Origin of the sequence: Bacillus carboniphilus (genome assembly GCF_039522365.1) — a bacterium.
Lineage (GTDB): Bacteria > Bacillota > Bacilli > Bacillales > JC228 > Bacillus_BF > Bacillus_BF carboniphilus.
On sequence record NZ_BAAADJ010000002.1, the window covers coordinates 63,969 to 84,207 of the forward strand.

General features: G+C 38.8%; 17 protein-coding genes. 10 read left to right on the forward strand and 7 right to left on the reverse strand.

The annotated features are described in order from the left end of the window. Positions 1 to 141 precede the first annotated feature (141 nt). Positions 142 to 699 (reverse strand): DUF2777 domain-containing protein, encoded by a 558-nt coding sequence (locus tag ABDZ91_RS00690; protein WP_343795407.1) that lies wholly within the window; start codon positions 697 to 699, stop codon positions 142 to 144. A gap of 204 nt (positions 700 to 903) precedes the next feature. Between ABDZ91_RS00690 and asnB the strand changes: the two genes are divergently transcribed. Then, complete coding sequence (gene asnB, locus ABDZ91_RS00695) at positions 904 to 2,751, forward strand: asparagine synthase (glutamine-hydrolyzing) (RefSeq protein WP_343795408.1); 1,848 nt, start codon at positions 904 to 906, stop codon at positions 2,749 to 2,751. A gap of 763 nt (positions 2,752 to 3,514) precedes the next feature. After that, entirely contained in the window at positions 3,515 to 4,585 is a 1,071-nt protein-coding gene (locus tag ABDZ91_RS00700; protein WP_343795410.1) for a M42 family metallopeptidase, read from the forward strand. Between the two features lie 64 nt (positions 4,586 to 4,649). On the opposite strand, the gene ABDZ91_RS00705 is transcribed toward ABDZ91_RS00700, so the two are convergent. Further along, complete coding sequence (locus ABDZ91_RS00705) at positions 4,650 to 6,002, reverse strand: MATE family efflux transporter (RefSeq protein ID WP_343795411.1); 1,353 nt, start codon at positions 6,000 to 6,002, stop codon at positions 4,650 to 4,652. A 147-nt stretch (positions 6,003 to 6,149) separates the two neighbouring features. Next, a complete protein-coding gene (locus tag ABDZ91_RS00710; RefSeq protein WP_343795413.1) occupies positions 6,150 to 7,919 on the reverse strand; it encodes a glycoside hydrolase family 13 protein in 1,770 nt (589 codons plus the stop codon). A 280-nt stretch (positions 7,920 to 8,199) separates the two neighbouring features. On the opposite strand from ABDZ91_RS00710, the gene ABDZ91_RS00715 reads away from it, so the two are divergent. The 6 genes from ABDZ91_RS00715 (at position 8,200) to ABDZ91_RS00740 (ending at position 16,757) form a co-directional block, all read left to right on the forward strand. Next, positions 8,200 to 9,504: a sugar ABC transporter substrate-binding protein gene (locus tag ABDZ91_RS00715; RefSeq protein WP_343795414.1), complete on the forward strand. Its 1,305-nt coding sequence runs from the start codon at positions 8,200 to 8,202 to the stop codon at positions 9,502 to 9,504. A gap of 74 nt (positions 9,505 to 9,578) precedes the next feature. Beyond that, a complete protein-coding gene (locus ABDZ91_RS00720; RefSeq protein ID WP_343795416.1) occupies positions 9,579 to 10,904 on the forward strand; it encodes a carbohydrate ABC transporter permease in 1,326 nt (441 codons plus the stop codon). Next, positions 10,904 to 11,746 carry a sugar ABC transporter permease gene (locus tag ABDZ91_RS00725; protein WP_343795418.1) on the forward strand — a complete coding sequence of 281 codons (843 nt, stop codon included), beginning with the start codon at positions 10,904 to 10,906 and terminating at the stop codon, positions 11,744 to 11,746. Before ABDZ91_RS00720 ends, ABDZ91_RS00725 begins: the two co-directional genes overlap by 1 nt. A 36-nt stretch (positions 11,747 to 11,782) precedes the next feature. Then, complete coding sequence (locus ABDZ91_RS00730) at positions 11,783 to 13,315, forward strand: alpha-amylase family glycosyl hydrolase (protein ID WP_343795420.1); 1,533 nt, start codon at positions 11,783 to 11,785, stop codon at positions 13,313 to 13,315. Positions 13,316 to 13,336: 21 nt separating this feature from the next. After that, positions 13,337 to 15,691 carry a glycoside hydrolase family 31 protein gene (locus ABDZ91_RS00735; RefSeq protein WP_343795422.1) on the forward strand — a complete coding sequence of 785 codons (2,355 nt, stop codon included), beginning with the start codon at positions 13,337 to 13,339 and terminating at the stop codon, positions 15,689 to 15,691. Between the two features lie 22 nt (positions 15,692 to 15,713). Beyond that, entirely contained in the window at positions 15,714 to 16,757 is a 1,044-nt protein-coding gene (locus ABDZ91_RS00740; protein ID WP_343795424.1) for a LacI family DNA-binding transcriptional regulator, read from the forward strand. Between the two features lie 82 nt (positions 16,758 to 16,839). Here ABDZ91_RS00740 and ABDZ91_RS00745 read toward each other — a convergent pair whose 3' ends face one another. After that, positions 16,840 to 16,971, reverse strand: coding sequence for a DUF3941 domain-containing protein (locus tag ABDZ91_RS00745; RefSeq protein WP_343795426.1), 132 nt, complete (start codon positions 16,969 to 16,971; stop codon positions 16,840 to 16,842). Positions 16,972 to 17,231: 260 nt separating this feature from the next. After that, a complete protein-coding gene (locus ABDZ91_RS00750; RefSeq protein WP_343795427.1) occupies positions 17,232 to 18,083 on the reverse strand; it encodes a DegV family protein in 852 nt (283 codons plus the stop codon). A gap of 79 nt (positions 18,084 to 18,162) precedes the next feature. Here ABDZ91_RS00750 and ABDZ91_RS00755 point away from each other — a divergent pair, with 79 nt between their 5' ends. Together ABDZ91_RS00755 and ABDZ91_RS00760 are read left to right on the forward strand one after the other, a co-directional pair. Next, entirely contained in the window at positions 18,163 to 19,005 is an 843-nt protein-coding gene (locus ABDZ91_RS00755) for a YitT family protein (RefSeq protein WP_343795428.1), read from the forward strand. A gap of 56 nt (positions 19,006 to 19,061) precedes the next feature. Further along, complete coding sequence (locus ABDZ91_RS00760; RefSeq protein ID WP_343795430.1) at positions 19,062 to 19,796, forward strand: BsuPI-related putative proteinase inhibitor; 735 nt, start codon at positions 19,062 to 19,064, stop codon at positions 19,794 to 19,796. 54 nt (positions 19,797 to 19,850) lie between these two features. Here ABDZ91_RS00760 and ABDZ91_RS00765 read toward each other — a convergent pair whose 3' ends face one another. Both ABDZ91_RS00765 and ABDZ91_RS00770 read right to left on the reverse strand, forming a co-directional pair. Further along, the gene (locus tag ABDZ91_RS00765; protein ID WP_343795432.1) at positions 19,851 to 20,054 is read right to left on the reverse strand and encodes a DUF3813 domain-containing protein; all 204 of its coding nucleotides are present in this window, start codon (positions 20,052 to 20,054) and stop codon (positions 19,851 to 19,853) included. Continuing rightward, a complete protein-coding gene (locus tag ABDZ91_RS00770; protein ID WP_343795433.1) occupies positions 20,054 to 20,209 on the reverse strand; it encodes a hypothetical protein in 156 nt (51 codons plus the stop codon). Before ABDZ91_RS00770 ends, ABDZ91_RS00765 begins: the two co-directional genes overlap by 1 nt. Between the last annotated feature and the right edge of the window lie 30 nt (positions 20,210 to 20,239).

The following is a 20,239-nucleotide window of genomic DNA, read 5'->3' on the forward strand; positions in this document are numbered from 1 at the left end:
TTTGGGATTGAGCAGGTAGTGCCGGTTTGGGAAAAGGAGGATTGCAAACGGGAACTAGAGCCAGAGAGTAGTGACATTCACAGAAAAAGAATATAAAAACGGGCAATGTCCGATACAACAGTGCCCGTTTCCTCTTTTAAATTAAGCAATTTTCTCAATGACAACTCGTTTTCCGGTGCTCAAGGTAAACTCAAAACGGTCATTTACCCGTTTAAAATATTCGAAATGATGCTGCACTGCACAAATGACTTCCCCGTTATCAAAAATCATCATATTGACCCCAGTTTGGTTTCTTTTTTCTTTGAGAAAAGACAAATGGTTATGACAATAAATACAATCATACACGGAGAATTCCATTGAATTTAGTGTCATCACGAACTGAAGAAAGGCATCTTCATGCAAATCCTCCAATAATCTTTCTAGGGAATATACTAAATTCTTTCTGATTCGTATTTTGGTCGTGTCACTTAGATGAAACATTTCGTTTGCTATTTTTATTTTATCAGACTCAATGAGTTTTCCTTTTCGCCACCGGTGATTATGGAAAACCTCCACATCTTGGAACAAAAAGTCTTCAAGAAGTGAGGCCTCTTCACTTTCGTCATCAAAGAAGACCCACTGTTCGTTAATATATTCTAAGGTACCTTCCGAAAAGGATCTTGATTGATGCTCAAATATTTTATAGCGACTTACATCCATATGCTCCTGCGACCTCCATGTTGAAAAAGTTCCTATAAGCTTTTTATATAAAATATTCTCTATTTACTTTTTTGACGAACCTAACCTCTTTTAAACCATACCACTTGAAAATGGACGATGAACGCTTCATTTATCAAAGCATACAATAAACACACACGTAGGCCCATGATAGTTGTTTTACCTTACAGAAAGGATGATTGTAATATGTGTGGTATTGCTGGTTGGGTGAATTTTAAACAGAACTTATCGAATCAATCTGATGTTATTCAGGCCATGACGAGAACGTTATCGAAAAGAGGTCCTGATGATTCAAATGTTATGTTGAACCCTTCTGTTTTGTTCGGGCATAAAAGACTAGTGGTGGTTGACCCCGTAGGTGGAAAACAACCAATGTCGATTGAACATTATGGTCAAAGATATACCATTTGTTATAATGGAGAGCTTTATAATACAGAAGATCTCCGAAAAGAGTTACTACTTAAAGGATATTCGTTCAAAGGACATTCTGACACAGAAGTTCTACTGACTGCTTACATTGAATGGAAAGAAAAATGTGTAGAATTATTAAACGGGATATTTGCCTTTGCTGTTTGGGATGAAAAAGAACAGAAGGTATTTATTGGTCGAGACCGACTAGGAGTGAAGCCTTTATTCTATTCAGAAAAAAATGGCGGACTCATGTTTGCTTCTGAACTGAAAGCCTTATTAGCTCATCCTGATATTCAGCCTGTTGTCACGAGAGAAGGGCTAGCTGAAATTTTTGGTCTTGGGCCATCTCGAACACCTGGCCACGGTATATTCCGTGATATCCAAGAATTGAGACCAGCTCATGCCATGCGGGTATCACGAGAGGGTGTAAAGGTTTGGCGTTACTGGAATGTGGAAAGCAAGCCGCATACTGACTCATTAGAAGAAACAACGGAAAAGGTCCGGTATTTATTTACCGATGCTGTTACAAGGCAGCTAGTTTCTGATGTACCATTATGTACATTCTTATCCGGTGGAGTAGATTCAAGTGCGATTACAGCAATCGCTGCTAACCATTATGCGAAACAGGGCGAACAGCTTCATACATTCTCCATAGATTACGAGGGCAATGAGCAGTTTTTTAAAGCCAATGAGTTTCAACCAAATTCTGATGCAGCCTGGATTGAAAAAGTATCCTCAACATACAATACCATTCACCATAATTATGTGATTACACAAGAAGAGCTTGTTTCCTATTTAACGGAGGCTGTTCATGTACGGGATCTACCGGGCATGGCGGATATTGATTCTTCTTTGCTGTGGTTTTGTAAAGAAATCAAAAAAGATTTTGTCGTTGGCTTATCAGGGGAATGTGCCGATGAAATTTTTGGAGGGTATCCTTGGTTCCATAGAGTAGATGATTTGTCTCGTGAAGGATTTCCATGGATGAGATCAACTGGCTTACGTCAAGGGTTGTTGAAAAATGAATGGCGTCAGAAATTAAATTTACAAGATTATGTGATGCAAAGATATAAAGAGACAGTAGCAGAAACTCCTCTACTCGATGGAGAGTCCGGTGAAGAACAAAGAAGAAGAGAGCTATTCTATCTAAATATGCTCTGGTTTATGACGAATCTTTTGGATCGAAAAGACCGAATGAGTATGGGAGCCAGTCTCGAAGTAAGGGTACCATTTGCTGATCATCGATTAGTAGAATACGTTTGGAACATTCCGTGGGAAATGAAGATGACGGGGAACCGTGAAAAGGGAATACTAAGAAAAGCATTAGAAGGCGTACTTCCTGATGATGTATTGTATCGGAAAAAAAGCCCGTATCCGAAAACTCATCACCCAGCCTATACAAAGGGTGTTCAAGATTGGATGAATACGATTTTGGATGATTCAGGTTCTCCGTTATATGAGTTCTTTGATGCAGAACAGTTAAAAGAAATTGTAGCAACTGGAGGGAAGTCGTTTAAGGAACCATGGTTTGGGCAATTGATGTCAGGGCCGCAGCTGTTAGCTCATTTAGCACAGATTCATGTTTGGTTTAAGGATTATGGTGTGAGGGTTAGCGGAGCATAAGCCTGTTGTTAGTCAAATAACGGATCTGTTGTCCGCTTGGTCATCAAGCCGGACACAGGGTCCGTTATTTTAATAAAAATGCCGGTTTTCGGGTTTCAAACGGACTCACGTTCCTCTATTCGCCGTTTTTGAGGTCATTTTGAGCTGATTATTGCCAAATAGCGGATTCTGAGTCCGCTAAACCTATGAAATCCTCTGTTTTTAGTCATATAACGGATCTCCTGTCCGCTTGGGATTTGAACCGGACACAGGAACCGTTATTTTAATCAAAATGCCGGTTTTCGGGGTTCAAACGGACTCACGTTCCGCTATTCGCCGTTTTTGAGGTCATTTTGAGTTGATTTTTGCCAAATAGCGGATTCTGAGTCCGCTAAACCTATGAAATCCTCTGTTTTTAGTCATATAACGGATCTCCTGTCCGCTTGGGATTTGAACCGGACACAGGAACCGTTATTTTAATCAAAATGCCGGTTTTCGGGGTTCAAACGGACTCACGTTCCGCTATTCGCCGTTTTTGAGGTCACTTTGAGTTGATTTTTGCCAAATAGCGGATCCTCAGTCCGCTAAACCCATGAGACCCCCTGTTTTTAGTCAAATAACGGATCTCCTGTCCGCTTGGCGCTCGAACTGGACACAGGGTCCGTTATTTTTTTCTGCCCCCCCCATGTATCGGCAACAGTCATTCAAATTGGACAACTTTCCCAATGTTGGTGGGCAAGTTGTGATATAATAAACCACAATATTCAGATAAAGGAGGAATTTCGTGTTCAAAGAGAATTTTTTTAATAGTTTAAAAGAAGCTGCGGCTATTTCTGGGGGGCCAGGTAGAGAGCAAAATGTTGTAAGACACTTTGTTGAGTTAATCACCCCTTATGCAGATAATGTTGAAGTAGATCATATGGGAAATATATATGCGTATTTAGAAGGACAAAAACCGGGTCCTACTGTAATGGTTTCTACTCACTCCGACGAAATTGGTTGTATGGTAAGTGCAATCGATGAAAAAGGGTTCTTAAGAATGGAAAGAACGGGTGGAATGATCGAATCACTTTTAGTTGGCCGAAAAGTAAGTGTGAATGGCCATTTTGGTGTTATCGGTGTAAAAGCGGGCCATTTACAAACAGCCGAAGAACAAACAAAGGTTCAAAAAATCGAAAATCTGTATGTGGATGTTGGCGTAAGCTCAAGAGAAGAAGTTCTTGAGATGGGTATCAATATTGGTGACTCTATTACATATATTAGCGACCTTGATCGATTCACAAACCAGGATTTAATATGCGGTAAGGCCATTGATAATCGGAGTTGTTGTGTTTTACTTGTAGAGCTTTTTAAACAGTTACAGGATAAAGATTTTAGTGGAACTTTAGTTGGGTTAATTGCTGTCCAAGAAGAGGTAGGACTTCGGGGAGCAACTATTGCGAGCTACAAAATCAATCCTGATTATGCACTCGTTTTAGATACGATTGCTTGTGCAGATACGCCTGATGGTAATTACTATCCGATTGCCCTTGGAAAAGGACCTGTACTTCCACTTTTATCTGGGGGAGGAGTCCGAGGGAATATTATGGCTCCCCAAATGAAAGAGCTTATTACTTCCTTTGCCCATAAATTAAACATCCCTTATCAATTATCAGTTATTACAAAGGGGACTAGTGACCTCTCCGCTGTCCATTTGGTGAAAGAGGGAATCTTGGGAGGAGCAATGACCTTCCCAAGAAGATATTCTCATTCTCCAGTAGAGATGGCCCATTTATCAGATTTTGAAAATGGCTTCAGGTTATTAGAGTCATTGATTAGAAATAGTGACAGCTGGGGAAGTTTAGATTTTATTTAAATGAAAAAAACAAGCACTGAAACAAAACTCAGTGCTTGTTTTTAAATTACTAGTATATCAAGCGCTACGATGCACTCCGGACAAACGTCTTATCCACCCATACCTTCGATCTCCATCTAAACAGCATGATAATGCCCCGTAACCACTCATCTGCACAGAAGGCAATCCAAACACCCACTAAACCTAAGCCTAAGGTGATTCCAAGAAAGTAGGCGAGGGTCACGCTGACACCCCACATGGATAAAATCCCCATATAAACCGGGAATTTCACATCTCCAGCTGCTCGCAACGAGTTGATAACAACCAGGTTAAAAGACCGCCCTGGTTCTAGAATAATAGTTAACATGATTAGTGTTGAACCCACCGCGATAATGGTAGGGTTATCGGTAAATATTCCGAGTAATGGCTCGGAGAATAAATAGCCTAAGACAGCCATTCCTAGGGAAATGACAATCGCAATTTTTAAGCTTTTTAAACATCTGTGGTAGGCTTCATTGATTTTCCCTGCCCCGATCATATGGCCAATCATGATTTGGGTTCCCTGACTGATCGCTACTGCAAAAAGGAAAATAAACATCATGATATTCGTAGCGTATACCCTAGTGGTTAAGGCTTCGGTTCCAAGCATCGTGATAAAATAGGTGATTAGCATTTGAGAGCCATTATAGGACAAATGCTCCCCTGCTGAAGGGATGCCTATTTTCAGCAAGTCCTTTAAGTGACGAAGGGGTTCTGTAAGCTTACGAAATGGAAGCGCATCTGGTGCTCTTTTTACCAACACAATAATAATAACAACAAAGCCAATAAGTCGGCTGACAGTAGTGGAAATAGCTACACCATCGACCCCTAAAACTGGGAAGCCGAATGGACCAAAAATAAAGAAGTAGTTTCCAATCACATTTAGTATATTCATCCCAATTGTGATGTACATAGCATCACGTGTAAATCCATGGCTACGTAATATAGCTCCTGCTGTCATTATGAGAGCCTGAACAAAGCCAAATCCACCAACAATTTTCAGGTAGGAACTTGCTTCATCCATTAGTTCAGGAGGTAAATCCATCATCTTCAATATAGGAGTTGTGAAAACTAAGATAGCTAGACTTAAGACAGCACCAAATACTAGGTTAGCAAACAATGAAACTACTGAAACGCCACCTGCATCTAAGTCACGATCAGCGCCTAAGTATTGTGCAACCAATATAGCTGTTCCTGTTGCGACAAATCCAAACATGACAATAAGTAAAGATACAATCTGGTTCGCAACACCAACTGCTGCTACAGAGTTATCTGAATATTGGCTGAGCATCAGTGTATCTGCGTTCCCCATCAGCATGTGTAAAAAGATTTCTATAAAAATGGGCCATGTTAATGCAAATAAGGACATATTTCTCAGGTTGTTGGTGCCCTTCTTCATGAGGTGAAAACTCCTTTTATCCCACTTTAAATTAAGTAAAATAATGGAGCCGACCCGCAAGAAGTAGGTACCCAAATCACCTAGATAGTAGGGGAGGGATGCTACAAATGCTAGCGAGCCGGCTTCTATACTTATAGGATTAGTCTTTTACTGCACAATAAGTATCATAAATTGTTTAGCAGGAATGTCAATCCTATTTTTATTTGTATCTTTAAAAACAACAGTTTGATTCATTGCATCTTTCCATGTATTTGGACTACTGAGACCTGAAAGTAGTTCAACAGTTTTGCTTTTATCACTTGGATTTATGATTACAAAAACTTCTTTATTCTCTGTAGACTTTTTAAAAGAAATTGCTTCAGCATCATATTGCCAGCTAAGTGAGCCTTCGTTTGCAAGGAGTGGCTCTTTCGTTCTTAGCTCAATCATAGATTGTATATGTGCTAACATATCCTGATCCTGTTCAGTAGGATCCCATGGCATACATTTTCGGCAACCGGGATCCATTCCACCCGTTAAAGCCACTTCATCTCCATAATAGATACATGGAGTTCCTGGGTAGGTTAACATGAGTGTGAAAATGAGTTTTGTTAGCTCTTTATCCTCACCGCATTCTGTTAAAATTCTTGGGGTGTCATGGCTTCCAACTAGGTTAAACAATCCCTTGTTTATGGTTTCAGGATACAAGTATGAAACGGTTGTCATGTTTTCCATAAACTTTTTAGGTGTGATCGTCTTTCTAGCAAAAAGATCCAATACATTTGTTTGGAATGGGTAGTTCATGACAGAGTCAAATTGGTCTCCACGTAACCACGCAATCGAGTCATGCCAGATTTCTCCTAATATATAGAGGTCAGGCTTGATTTCTTTTACAGCTGCTCTAAATTCTCTCCAGAATTGATGGTCAATTTCGTTTGCCACATCTAATCTCCAGCCATCAATGTCAAATTCCTCAACCCAATAACGGGCTACGTCTAATAGATATTTTTTGACTTCAGGGTGTTGCGTATTTAATTTTGGCATAAATGGTGTAAATGCGAATGTGTCATAGTTTGGTCGTGGTTCCTGGACGATAGGAAATTCACGAATATGGAACCAATCTTTATAGGCAGATTTCTCTCCTTTTTCAAGAACATCCTGAAAGTGTGGGAAGTAATAGCCACTATGGTTAAAGACAGCATCTAGCATGATGCGAATTCCACGTTTATGACATTCATCCACAAGTTTTTTAAATGTTTCCTTCGTTCCAAACTGAGGGTCAATTTCAAAGTAATCAATGGTGTCATATTTATGGTTCGATGTTGCTTTAAAGATAGGAGTAAAATAAATTCCGTTTACACCTAAATTCTCTAGGTAATCGAGGTTTTGTAGTACACCTTCTAGGTCTCCTCCAAAGAAGTTGGTTGGAGATGGGTCTTCGCTTCCCCATTCCAAAGTTCCTTCAGGGTTGTTGTTATGATTGCCATTAGCGAATCGTTCCGGAAAAATTTGATACCAGATTGTATTCTCCACCCACTTAGGAACATCCGTAGCATCACTAGTGTGTACGAAAGGAAAACAGAAGTAATATCCATTATCTTTCAATGGCTCATCATAAATCCCTTTTTCACAATAAAATAGAGATTCTTGGTCATTATAGAGTTGGAAGGCATAACGAATTCTATGGTAAGGAGGGTGAACCGTTATGGTCCAATAATCGAATAATGAGTCAGAACCAGAATGAGTCATCGCTAGTTCACTTTTATTCCATTCCCAGTTTCCGGGACTTGCTTCTGTCCAATCAAATGGATCCCCATGAACAAGGGTTGCCTTTAAGGCATCTCCTTTTTTGGTACGGAGGACAAGTTTTAAATCTCCATTTGCGCAAGCGTATGCATAATTATCTGTTGGTCGATGGAATAATGCAGCAGTTTCCATAATATTTATATTCCCCTTTCAAAAAGGCAGGCTTTTTCATTACTATCAGATTAGGAGATTATCATTATAAAATCAAGTATTTTATGGAGAGAAAGCGTTTGCTTAAAAATATAAAAAAGTAGTTGTCAAAGATAAAATTCTATGTATAATGAAAGTAGGTTATGCAATCGTTTTCACAGAATCCGCAACCGAGAGTTTCGCTCCTTTTTTTTGGATATTTGTGCAAACGTTTGAACATAATAGTTTGCAAGACTACTTAATTTATTTTGGAGGGGTCAAAATGAAGAAAGCGCTATCATTATTTATGGTATTCGTGCTTATCTTAGGTGTTTTAGCTGCTTGTGGTCCAACTCGTGAAGATGTAAAAGAGGATGTTAAGGAAGAGGACAACAACCAAACAGAACAAAACACAGATGATAATGCAACTGCAGATAACGAAATGCCAGAAAAACCAGAATCACTTAAGGTTTGGGTAAACGATGAAGAAAAGCAAAAAGAAGCTTTACAAACTATTTTTGATAAGTATACAGAAGAAACTGGCATCGAAATCGATGTAACTGCGATTAGTATGTTAGACCAAGTAGAAGCTATTGCTCTTGATGGTCCAGCTGGTAATGGTCCAGATATTTTCTTCCAACCACACGATAGAATTGGTAGTATCGTAGCTGCTGGTCACGCAGATCCTGTTGACTTAGGTGATGCTCTTGATACTTACACTCAATCTGCGGTTGACGCTGTAACATATGATGGGGAAACATACGGGGCTCCATTAGTAGTAGAAACTTATGGTCTTTTCTATAACAAAGATTTAGTAGAAAATGCTCCTGCAACTATTGAAGAATTAAATGCAATTGCTGCTGAACATACTGATGCAGCTGCTGGAACATACGGTTTCTTAATGGAAGCTGCAAACTTCTACTTTGCTTATCCATTCCTAGGAACTTACGGAGCTTATGTATTCAACAAAGCTGATGGTGCTTATGATGTTACGGATATCGGCTTAGCAAATGAAGGTGCTGTTGAAGGTGCAACTCAAATCCAATCTTGGTTCCAGAGTGGTCAAATTCCAGTTGAAGTAAATCCAGATATCATAAGTGGACTATTCTCTGAAGGAAAAGCTTCTGTTGTTCTTTCAGGTCCTTGGAATATTCCTGCTTTCAAAGAAGCTCTTGGAGATAAGTTAGGAACTGCTCCACTACCAACCATTAACGGTGAAAATGCAAAATCATTCATGGGTGTTAAGTCTTGGATGCTATCTACTTACTCTGAAAACCAAGAGTGGGCTACTGATTTAATGAAGTTTATTACAAATGAGGAAAACTCTCTTCATTACTACGAAGTTGCTGGTGAAATGCCTGCAAACGAAAATGCTCTAAACAGCGATGCAGTTACAAGCAACGAATTAGTTGCAGCATTTGCTGAGCAATCTCAATATGGTGAGCCAATGCCATCTGCTCCAGAAATGGCACAAGTTTGGGAGCCAATCGGTAACGCATTATCTTTCATCGCTAAAGGTGAACCAGTTGAAGAGGTTTTACAAGAAGCAGTTGAGCTAATCAAGCAAAATATCGCTGCAGCGCAATAAGAATTAAGTTAGAACTTTTGGTGGATAGAGGCTTACCTTCTATCCACCATCATATTATTTGGGGAGGATTTCCGATGAAACAGAAAAGAAAGGAAAGTCCTGCAGAGTATCCAAAAAGCTTTGGTACTTGGATTAGACAAAGGCATGTTATTGCAGCCATTCTTTCAACTTTATTTGCTGGCCTTGGACAATTGTACAATCGCCGGTATTTAAAAGGGCTATTATTTATCGTTTTAGAACTTTCCTTTATTGTATCTCTTGGAGGATTTCTGAATTATGGTCTATGGGGAATTCGAACTTTAGGAATTGACCCCAAAATCGATCACTCTATTTTCTTGATGATTTATGGTTTAATTTCGATTATTATATTGGCTTTTGCGATTACACTTTACATTTTAAACATTTTAGATGCTAGGAAAAACGCTATTGCAATTGAATTAGGTGAGAAAAATCCGACTATTAGACAGTCGTTAAAAAATACATGGGATTACGGTTTCCCTTATCTGTTTATTACACCAGGTCTAGTTATGCTGACCTTTATTGTTATACTTCCTTTACTATTTACTGTTTCACTAGCCTTTACAGATTACAGTCTGTCAAATTCACCTCCGAAGAACTTATTGAACTGGGTAGGATTTGAAAACTTTACAAAGCTAGTTACAGTCGACATATGGAAAGACACATTTTTTAGTGTATTCGGATGGACCATTACTTGGACAGTAGTAGCAACTACTTTACAGGTGGGACTCGGGTTATTTTTAGCCTTGCTTGTGAACGATGCACGAATCAAATTTAAAAGAACAATCAGAACTGTACTTATTCTTCCGTGGGCAGTACCAGCTTTCGTTACGATTTTAATTTTCTCTGCGTTGTTTAATGGGGAATTTGGGGCCATCAATAATGACATTTTAAAACCTTTATTTGGAGTATCCATACCTTGGATGCAAGATCCTTTTTGGGCCAAAATTGCTCTAATTATGATTCAAACCTGGTTAGGATTCCCGTTTGTTTTCGCATTGTTTACTGGGGTTCTACAGAGTATTTCAAAAGATTGGTACGAAGCTGCGGACGTAGATGGCGCTACACGCTGGCAAAAGTTCCGCCAAATCACATTACCTCACGTGTTATATGCAACGGCTCCACTTTTAATCATGCAGTACGCTGGTAATTTTAATAACTTTAATATTATTTTCTTATTTAACCAAGGTGGACCGGCAGTTAGAGGACAAAATGCTGGTGGTACGGACATCTTAATTTCATGGGTATATGACTTAACCTTTGAATTGAACCAATACTACATGGCTGCTGTCATTTCTCTAATCCTCGGCCTAATCGTCTCTCTCTTTGCATTTTATCAATTTAGACGAACTAGAGCCTTTAAAGAGGAGGGCAATATCTGATGAACAGAAAAACAAGATCCAAATTAGAAGTAACAGCCATTTACTTATTTTTAGCTGCTATGGCGGTTGTTATTGCCTACCCTTTACTTTGGACAATTGGAATGTCATTAAATCCTGGAACTAGTATGTATTCGGCATCTATGATTCCAGAAAAGATTTCACTAGAGCATTATAAGTGGTTATTTACTAGTGAAAGTAGTGACTACTTAACTTGGTATAAAAATAGTATCTTTGTTGCTATTTTTAACTCAGTAGTGTCAGTGGCTTTAACAGCCCTCATTGCTTACGCTTTCTCTAGATATAAGTTCATGGGTAGAAAATATGGTTTATACGCTTTTCTTTTGCTACAGATGTTTCCATCTCTAATGGCGATGGTTGCCCTATACATTTTGATTAACATGATGGGCCTTTATGATAGCCTCTGGGGATTAATCCTTGTGTATATTGGAGGTCAAATTCCGTTTAACGCATGGCTTGTAAAAGGATATTTTGATACCATCCCACGTGAATTAGATGAAGCAGCAAGAATTGATGGAGCTGGTCATTTCGGAGTTTTCTTCCGTATCCTTCTTCCGTTAGCAAAACCAATCTTAGCAGTAGTAGCCTTGTTTAATTTCATGGCACCTTTTGTAGACTTCTTATTACCAAGAATTATCCTAAGAAGCTCTGAAAATTACACTTTAGCATTGGGACTCTTTAATTTCATTAACCAGCAATTTGCCAATAACTTCACACGATTTGCTGCTGGTTCTATCATGATTGCAGTTCCGATTGCTCTTGTATTCCTATTCTTACAACGTTACCTTATTTCAGGACTTACATCTGGTGGTACGAAAGGGTAAAATGGACAACAGATTAAAGTATAGGAGTGACAGTGCATGCTAAAGAAATCAATGGCTCTGTTTCTCATGTTGCTCATTCTTTCGACTACAATCAATGTGAAGCAAACTGAGGCACAAGACCGAACTTGGCAAGATGAAACTATTTATTTTTTAATGGTGGACCGATTTAACAACGGGGACCCATCCAATGACTTAGATAGTGATTTAGAAGATCCTCTCGCTTATCATGGTGGGGACTTTCAAGGGGTTATTGAAAAGTTAGATTACATTAAAGATATGGGATTTACGGCTATCTGGCTAACTCCTGTCTTTGATAATTCAGATAAGGGCTACCATGGCTATTGGATCCAAGACTTCTATAATACAGATGAACACTTTGGAACTATTGAAGAATTTAAGACTCTAGTAGATGAGGCACACAAACGTGATATGAAGATTATATTGGACTTCGTAGTTAATCACGTGTCACCTGAACATCCATGGGTAGAAGACTCAGAAAAACAAGATTGGTTTCACGAGAACAAACCAATCTTAGGTGACAACCAAGAGCAGCTGGAAAATGGGTGGATCTATGGTCTACCTGATCTAGCGCAAGAAAATCCTGAGGTCAAACAATATTTATTGGATGCTGCCAAGTGGTGGATTGAAGAAACTGATGTTGATGGCTATCGATTAGATACAGTCAAACACGTTCCAAAAAGTTTTTGGACCGATTTTGTTACTGAAGTCAAAAGTGTGAAAGAAGATTTTTATTTAATTGGGGAAATCTGGTCAAAAGATCCACAATACATTGCCTCTTATCAAGAGACTGGAATAGACGGTTTTGTGGACTATCCTTTACATGAATATCTAAGGAATGCATTTGATAACTATGACAAATCATTGGAAATGCTTTTCGTTCAATGGAATCGAAATAAGTTAGTTTATGAAAATCCATTATTAAATGGAAATTTTATTGATAATCACGATAATACTCGCTTTACTTACGAAGTTGCCAAAAACAATATTCACCCAGGTACAAGATGGAAGCTAGCCATGACCTATCTATATACAGCACCTGGAATCCCAATCGTTTATTATGGGTCTGAGATTGCCTTAAATGGTGGAAATGATCCTGATAACAGACGAATGATGAGCTTTAGAGCTGATAAAGAGTTAATCGACTACTTTACGAAACTAGGTGAAGTCAGAAATACCCATCCATCACTAAGACGGGGTGATATGGAAGTCTTATATGAAGAAGATGGAATGGCTGTATATAAAAGGACATATGAGGATGAAGTAACAGTCGTTGCGATCAACAATTCCTCAAAAACACAAACAGCAACCATTGATCAAAGTGAGCTAGAAGAAGATCAGGAGCTAAGAGGCGTATTAGAAGGAGATTTAGTTAGAAGTGATGAAGGAAAGTACAACATCACTCTTAATCGTGAAACCTCTGAAGTCTATGTATTAGCTGAAAAGAGTGGATTAAATATCCCTTACTTATCCACGTTAGCTGTGATCTACTTATCATTTATCGGGTTTGTTTTCTACGTTTGGAGAAAAGGAAAACGTAAGAAAGAGTGAGCTTTTTAGGAGGAAAACAACATGTTAGAAGATACAAGCTTCGCTATACATCCTGGTCAGCAAAAACAAAATGGTCAAGACGGTTATAAAGCTATTGGACCAATTGTTTCCTATAAGAAGGAAGGAAACCTTTTCAACGGGACTACGGAAAATGGAGAGCTAGCAATCGCCTTTAAGCGAGAAGACATTGTTCACATTGAAATGAATCCATTTGGAAAAGCTACCTTACCAAAAAGCCCAGCCATCATTGTCTCTGAAAAAGATATCGACTTTAAGATTGACGAATCCAATCATTCAATCACTCTTTCTACTGGGGCATTAACGGTTGTGATTCAAAAGGATCCTCTTCTTATTAACATCTTAGATGGAAAAGGAGAAGTCCTTGTACAAGAGTCCAAAAGTGGTATGGCTTATAAAGAAACAAGAGAAGTCATTTGTTATAAGGAAATGGAAGAGAATGACCACTTCTATGGATTTGGAGAAAAGACAGGCTTCCTAGATAAACGTGGAGAAAAAATGGTGATGTGGAACAGTGACGTGTATGCTCCTCACAATCCAGAAACAGATTCACTGTATGAATCCATCCCATTTTTCACAACGTTAAGAGATGGTAAAGCATTTGGGATTTTCTTTGATAACACCTTCAAAACTACGTTCGACCTTCGTTCTGAAACAGATCGTTATTCGTTTGGTAGTGAAGGGGGAACTATCAATTATTATGTGTTTGCTGGTCCTACGATGAAGAATGTATTGGAACAGTATACGTATGTAACCGGTAGAAGTCCGATTCCACCGAAATGGAGCATTGGCTATCACCAATCCCGTTACAGTTATGAAAGTGAACAAGAAGTAAGAGAGCTTGTTAAACTGTTTAAAGAAAAAAATATACCAATCGATGTGGTTCACTTAGATATTCATTATATGGAAGGGTATCGTGTCTTTACATTCGATAAAAATCGTTTCCCTAATCCAAAACAGCTAATCCAAGATCTTAAAGAACAAGGAATTCATGTAGTACCGATTGTAGACCCAGGAGTGAAGGAAGACTCTGAGTATCCAATCTACCAAGAAGGGGTACGAAACGATCTGTTCTGTAAATATATAGAGGGAAATATTTACTTTGGTGAAGTATGGCCAGGAAATAGTGCATTCCCTGATTTTACAAGCGAAAATGTGCGTAAGTGGTGGGGAGAAAAGCACGAGTTTTATACTGATTTAGGTATTGAGGGTATTTGGAATGATATGAATGAACCTGCCGTTTTCAACGAGACGAAAACAATGGATTTGAAGGTTATTCATGATAATGATGGTAATCCAAAATCTCATCGTGAGCTTCATAATATTTATGGCTTATTGATGGGGAAATCCACTTATGAGGGCATGAAGGACCAATTGAGTGGAAAACGACCATTTTTACTAACACGTGCTGGTTACTCTGGTGTTCAACGTTATGCAGCTGTTTGGACTGGTGATAACCGTAGTTTCTGGGAGCACCTACAAATGGCGATTCCAATGGTTATGAACCTAGGCGTATCAGGTGTACCTTTTGCCGGACCAGATGTGGGTGGATTTGCTCATGATTCGAATGGTGAATTATTAGCTCGTTGGACACAAGTAGGTGCATTAACCCCATTCTTTAGAAACCACAGTGCCCTAGGTTTTGTTAGACAAGAGCCTTGGTCATTTGGTGAAAAATATGAAGAAGTGGTGCGTAAGTATATCCAGCTTCGTTACCAATGGCTACCGCAGCTTTACACCTTATTTAAAGAAGCGAGTCAATCCGGTCTGCCAGTGATGAGACCACTTGTTATGGAATATCCAAATGATGAGAATACAGTTAATTTGTATGATCAATTTATGATCGGAGATAACGTTATTGTTGCCCCTATCGTAAAACCAACCGATGAATACAGAGTGGTGTATCTCCCTGAGGGAACATGGTATGACTTTTGGACAGGTGAAGTTTTAGAAGGTGGCAAACGCCATTTAATTCATGCACCACTTGATAAACTTCCGATTTATGTATTAGCAGGGACAGCCATTGCACAAGGTAACGTTAGAATGTCTACTGAAGAAAAAGAGGCAACGAGAACGGTTCATTTATATTACTCCAATAATAGTGAGTATACCTTTACTATGTATGAGGATGATGGATCAACGTTCGCTTTTGAAAACGGAGAATATTTAGATATGGCGTTTACCATCACCCAAAAAGATGGCTCGATTCAAATGACTAGTGAACGGTCTGGTTCATTCAAGCCTGAATGGGAATCTTTCCATTTAGTCTTACACGGTGCCCAGGAACATGTGAAAATTGAATTCGATGGAGTTTTATTAGAGGAGCAAGAAAAGGGAAAGTATTCTTTGAAAATGTAGGCAATCGGAAGGGGTGATGTTAATGACTGTAACAATTAAGGACGTGGCTAAGCTTGCTGGGGTATCTCCTTCAACGGTATCTCGGGTAATCGCTGACAGTTCGAGAATTAGTGAAAAGACCAAGATCAAGGTTAGAGAAGCTATGCAGCAGCTTGGCTATCACCCCAATATGATTGCAAGAAGCTTGGCAAGTCAATCAACTCAAACTATTGGTCTCGTCGCTCCAAGTTCAACAGACTTAGTATTCCAAAATCCCTTTTTTCCAACCGTTCTACGAGGAATAAGTGAAGGGGCTCATACTAAGCAATACAGCATTCACATGACAACAGGTAAAACAGAAAAAGAAATTTACGATGATGTCGTTAAAATGGTACAAGGTAGGAGAGTGGATGGGGTCATTCTTCTTTATTCAAAAGTCGAAGACCGAGTCTTGTCCTATTTGAGAGAAAGAAATTTTCCTTTCGTTGTGATTGGAAAGCCGTTTAAACATGTAGAAGAAATCACTCATATTGATAATGACAATTTCCGGGCCGCTAAAGATGTAACAGAACATTTATTAAGACTTGGGCACGAACGAGTGGCCTTTGTCGGGGGAAACCTGAATTTTGTAGTGACAGTAGACCGTGTACTGGGCTATGAGAAAGCCTTAAGAAATGCAGGAATATCTTTAAGGAACGAATATGTTATTCATGAGGAATTCTTGCGTGAGGGTGGACAGGAAGCGGTAAATGCTCTCCTTTCCCTAGAAGATCCACCAACTGCCCTTGTAGTTTCAGATGACTTAATGGCCCTTGGTGTATTAAACAGTTTAAATGAACTGGGAATTCAGGTACCTAAAGATATATCAGTTGTTAGCTTCAACAATGTGATGTTAGCCGAAATGTCACGTCCTCCACTTACATCCGTGGACATAAACATTTTTGATTTAGGATTTGAAGCGGCCCGAAACTTAATGCAAATGATTGAAAACCCCAAAGAGCCAGTTAAACGGGTGATTATCCCATATAACCTTGTAAAACGAAGCTCTTGCGGACCTGTTGAATCAGCAATTGTTGAGTCGACTTAATAAAAGAAACCCGAGCATACTTAGATGCTCGGGTTTTTCCTTTGCCATCGTATGATTAACAATTCCCGCCATACTTTAGTGATTAAAGATGGTCCGTCTTTTTAGAGTACTGATGCTTGCCAGCTTTTCGATTTTTCTCTTTTAGTTCATTTTTCTTCTCGTGATAGGCTTGATTATCAAACGCCTTTTTATCATTATCAGATGTTCTAGGCATATTGAGAACACTCCTTTTAGTTTTCAAAGATATTTTTTAGTATGCCTAGTAAGTTGATAAATGATGTATGGGAGCTTGATTTAGGCTATACGGTAATGATAGAGCTCTCTACCCTTATGCACGCCTTTATAAAAGTATGGAGCATACTTAATGGAATAAAATTGTAGAAATGCTAAATCTGAATTTGGAATTCAGGCAACCATACAACTGTTCCGTCTAAGAAAAAAAGCCACCCTCACGAAGAGAGTAGCCTTTCAAATCTATTTCCCCAAAAAGAAAATGGCAATGGTTCCTGGACCACTATGTGATCCTATAGCAGCACCAATTGGGTGAATGACAAAGTTTTGGACACCTAATTCGGATTGAATCATTTGTTTCATTTCTTCTGCTGTTTCCACTGCATCACCGTGGCTAATTGCAACGGTTTGGTTGCTCCAATCGCCGCCTCTTTCTTTCATAACTTGTACCATTTTCTTCTTCCAACGGTCTTTTCCTCTGACTTTCTCTAGTGGTACTAGTTCCCCATTTTCAACATGAAGCAATGGTTTCACTTGTAGCATTCCACCGATCCATGCCGATGCTTTTGAGATACGCCCTCCACGAGCCAAATATTCAAGGTTCTCAACCGTAAAAAGATGTTCGATTTGTTGACTGTAATCGGTAACTTCTTTAACGATTTCTTCTTTTGTTTTACCCTGTGAGCTCAACTCCGCTGCTTTGCGGATTACGAGTCCATAGCCAAGAGAGGCACATTTAGTGTCGACAACTGTAATATCCATCTCAGGGTTTTCTTCTTTCACTTCTTCATTCATTAAATGTGCCGTTTGATAGGTACCTGATAAACCAGAAGAAAAAGCAAAGTAAATAGCTGATTTATTTTGCTTAGCATATTTTGTGAAGATTTCCTTCAACCTATAGGGAGAGACTTGTGCAGTTTTTGGAACACTGCCCTCTCTCATTTCTTGATAAATTTCATTGTATGTAATCTCAAAGAGGTCGTCATATTCCTTATTATTTAATAAAACCTTAAGAGGTAATACATCTACTTGATGTTCTTCTAAATAAGAAAGAGGTAGATCACATGCACTATCAGCAATAATTTGAACGGTCATTCTTTCACCTTCTTAAAATAAGTCTTAAGTTTAGTTTACGAAATTATGGTAAATAGAGCAATATAGGAGGTTGTGAATCATGGTTAAAGAAGAAATCAAAAAGATCATCGTTGTTTGTTTTGGAGCATTTCTTAATGCCATTTCGGTTAATTTTTTCTTAATCCCAGCTGATGTGTACGCCAGTGGTTTTACCGGATTAGCTCAGTTATTATCGAGTATATTTGGAGAATTTACTCCTTTTACAGTTTCAACGGGAATTCTCCTATTCCTTTTAAACATACCGGTTACCATTTTAGGGTGGAAGAAGGTAGGTAAATCCTTTACTTTTTATAGTTTTGTTAGTGTTATATTAACGACCTTATTCTTAGAAATTATTCCGGTCACACAACACTCACCTGACATTCTGCTAAATGCTGTTTTTGGTGGAGTATTTGCTGCTCTTGGTGTAGGTCTTACATTAAAATGGGGTGCATCCACTGGGGGAATGGATATTATCGCTATGATATTATCCCGGATGAAGGATCGGCCAGTCGGTACATATTTTTTTACAATGAATGCTGTTATTATCGTTTCTGCTGGTTATTTATTTGGGTGGGAAAGTGCTCTATACACATTAGTAGCTCTTTACGTATCGACACGCCTTATTGATGCCATCCATACGAGACATGAGAAGCTAACTGCAATGATTATCACAAAGAAATCAGATGAATTGAAAAAAGCCATTCATAACAAGCTAGTACGTGGGATTACCACTTTACCGGCAAAAGGTGCATTTACAAATGAGCCCAAAGAAATGTTAATGATTGTTATTACTAGATATGAGCTATATGATCTTGAACATATTATACGAGACGTAGATCCGAATGCTTTCACTAATATTGTCCAAACAACTGGCATTTTTGGTTTCTTTAGAAGAGATTAACAAGGGTAAAAATAGGAATACTAACGGTAACATTCACAGTAGGGGGGACCCACATCATGAGAAAAGCAGCAGTTTATTTTGTTACCGTATTACTATTTTTAGGATGCTTTCAGTCTGTTGCATGGGCAGAAAGCGCACTTAGTAAGGAATTTACATTAGATGTAGATCTAAACCGAGACCCCACTTTTACAGAGTTTATCATCACTCTAAGAAATACGAGTAAACAGAAGCAAACCTTTCTATTTACAACCTCACAAACCTTTGAGATACAGGTCACCAATTTAGAAACAAAAGAGACGGTCTATACCTATTCCGCAAATAAATCATTTTTGCAGGCGCTTCAAACCCTACAATTGAAGCCAGATGAAAGCAAACAGTGGAAAGACCGATGGGTATATCCTGATGGAAAAAAACCAGTTGGCGATCATCTTGTTCGTGTTTCTTTAGTTGCTAAATCTGTCAATAAAAAACCCCTTTCACCTAGTGAACGGACCATTGAAAAAGTTGTTACCTATACGAGGGAGCATCCGACTATTCAAAATGTATCGGTTGAAAAGAGATATGAGGGTTATTATATTACAGGCACAATTCAATCTAACCAAAATGTTTATTTTTCATTAGACGATGGTCATCATGTATTTATTCAAGATAAAGCGATTCCAGTAAAATCACATAACTTCTCTATATTAGTTCCTTATAAAGAAATCCCTGCCAATACAAAGGGCACTATCGTTCTAACAATACACGGGAAAGGGGATATGCTTCCTTACGCTATTGACTTAGGTTGGTAAATGTAAAAAGATGGCTCGTTTCGAACCAAATGGTACGAAACAAGCCATCCTTTTTTAACCCTGAGTCTTAAACTGATCCAGCTGATTTTGCATCTCTTGGAGTTGCAATTTTTCAGCTGTTGTCGAATTGGCATATGCAGATGACAAAGCATTTTGTGCTTTCGCAATTAAAGCCTGATCTTGTGTTCCCGTTCCTTTACTTGCCTCAGTTGCTCTCGTTACCCATTTAGAAGCTTCTTGAAAAAGCTGGTTCCCCATTATTCAATTCCTCCTAAAGAGGAGTTATGAACATTTTCCATCTTTTTCGCTTCCGCCTCAGCATATGTGCGTTCATATGGGAATCTTTCGTCATGTTTTGAAACAGAAGTTTTATTTTGCTGAATAAATCGTTTTGATCGATTTCTCTTCCCCACAGCAACAACCCCCTGTTGTCATGAACCAGT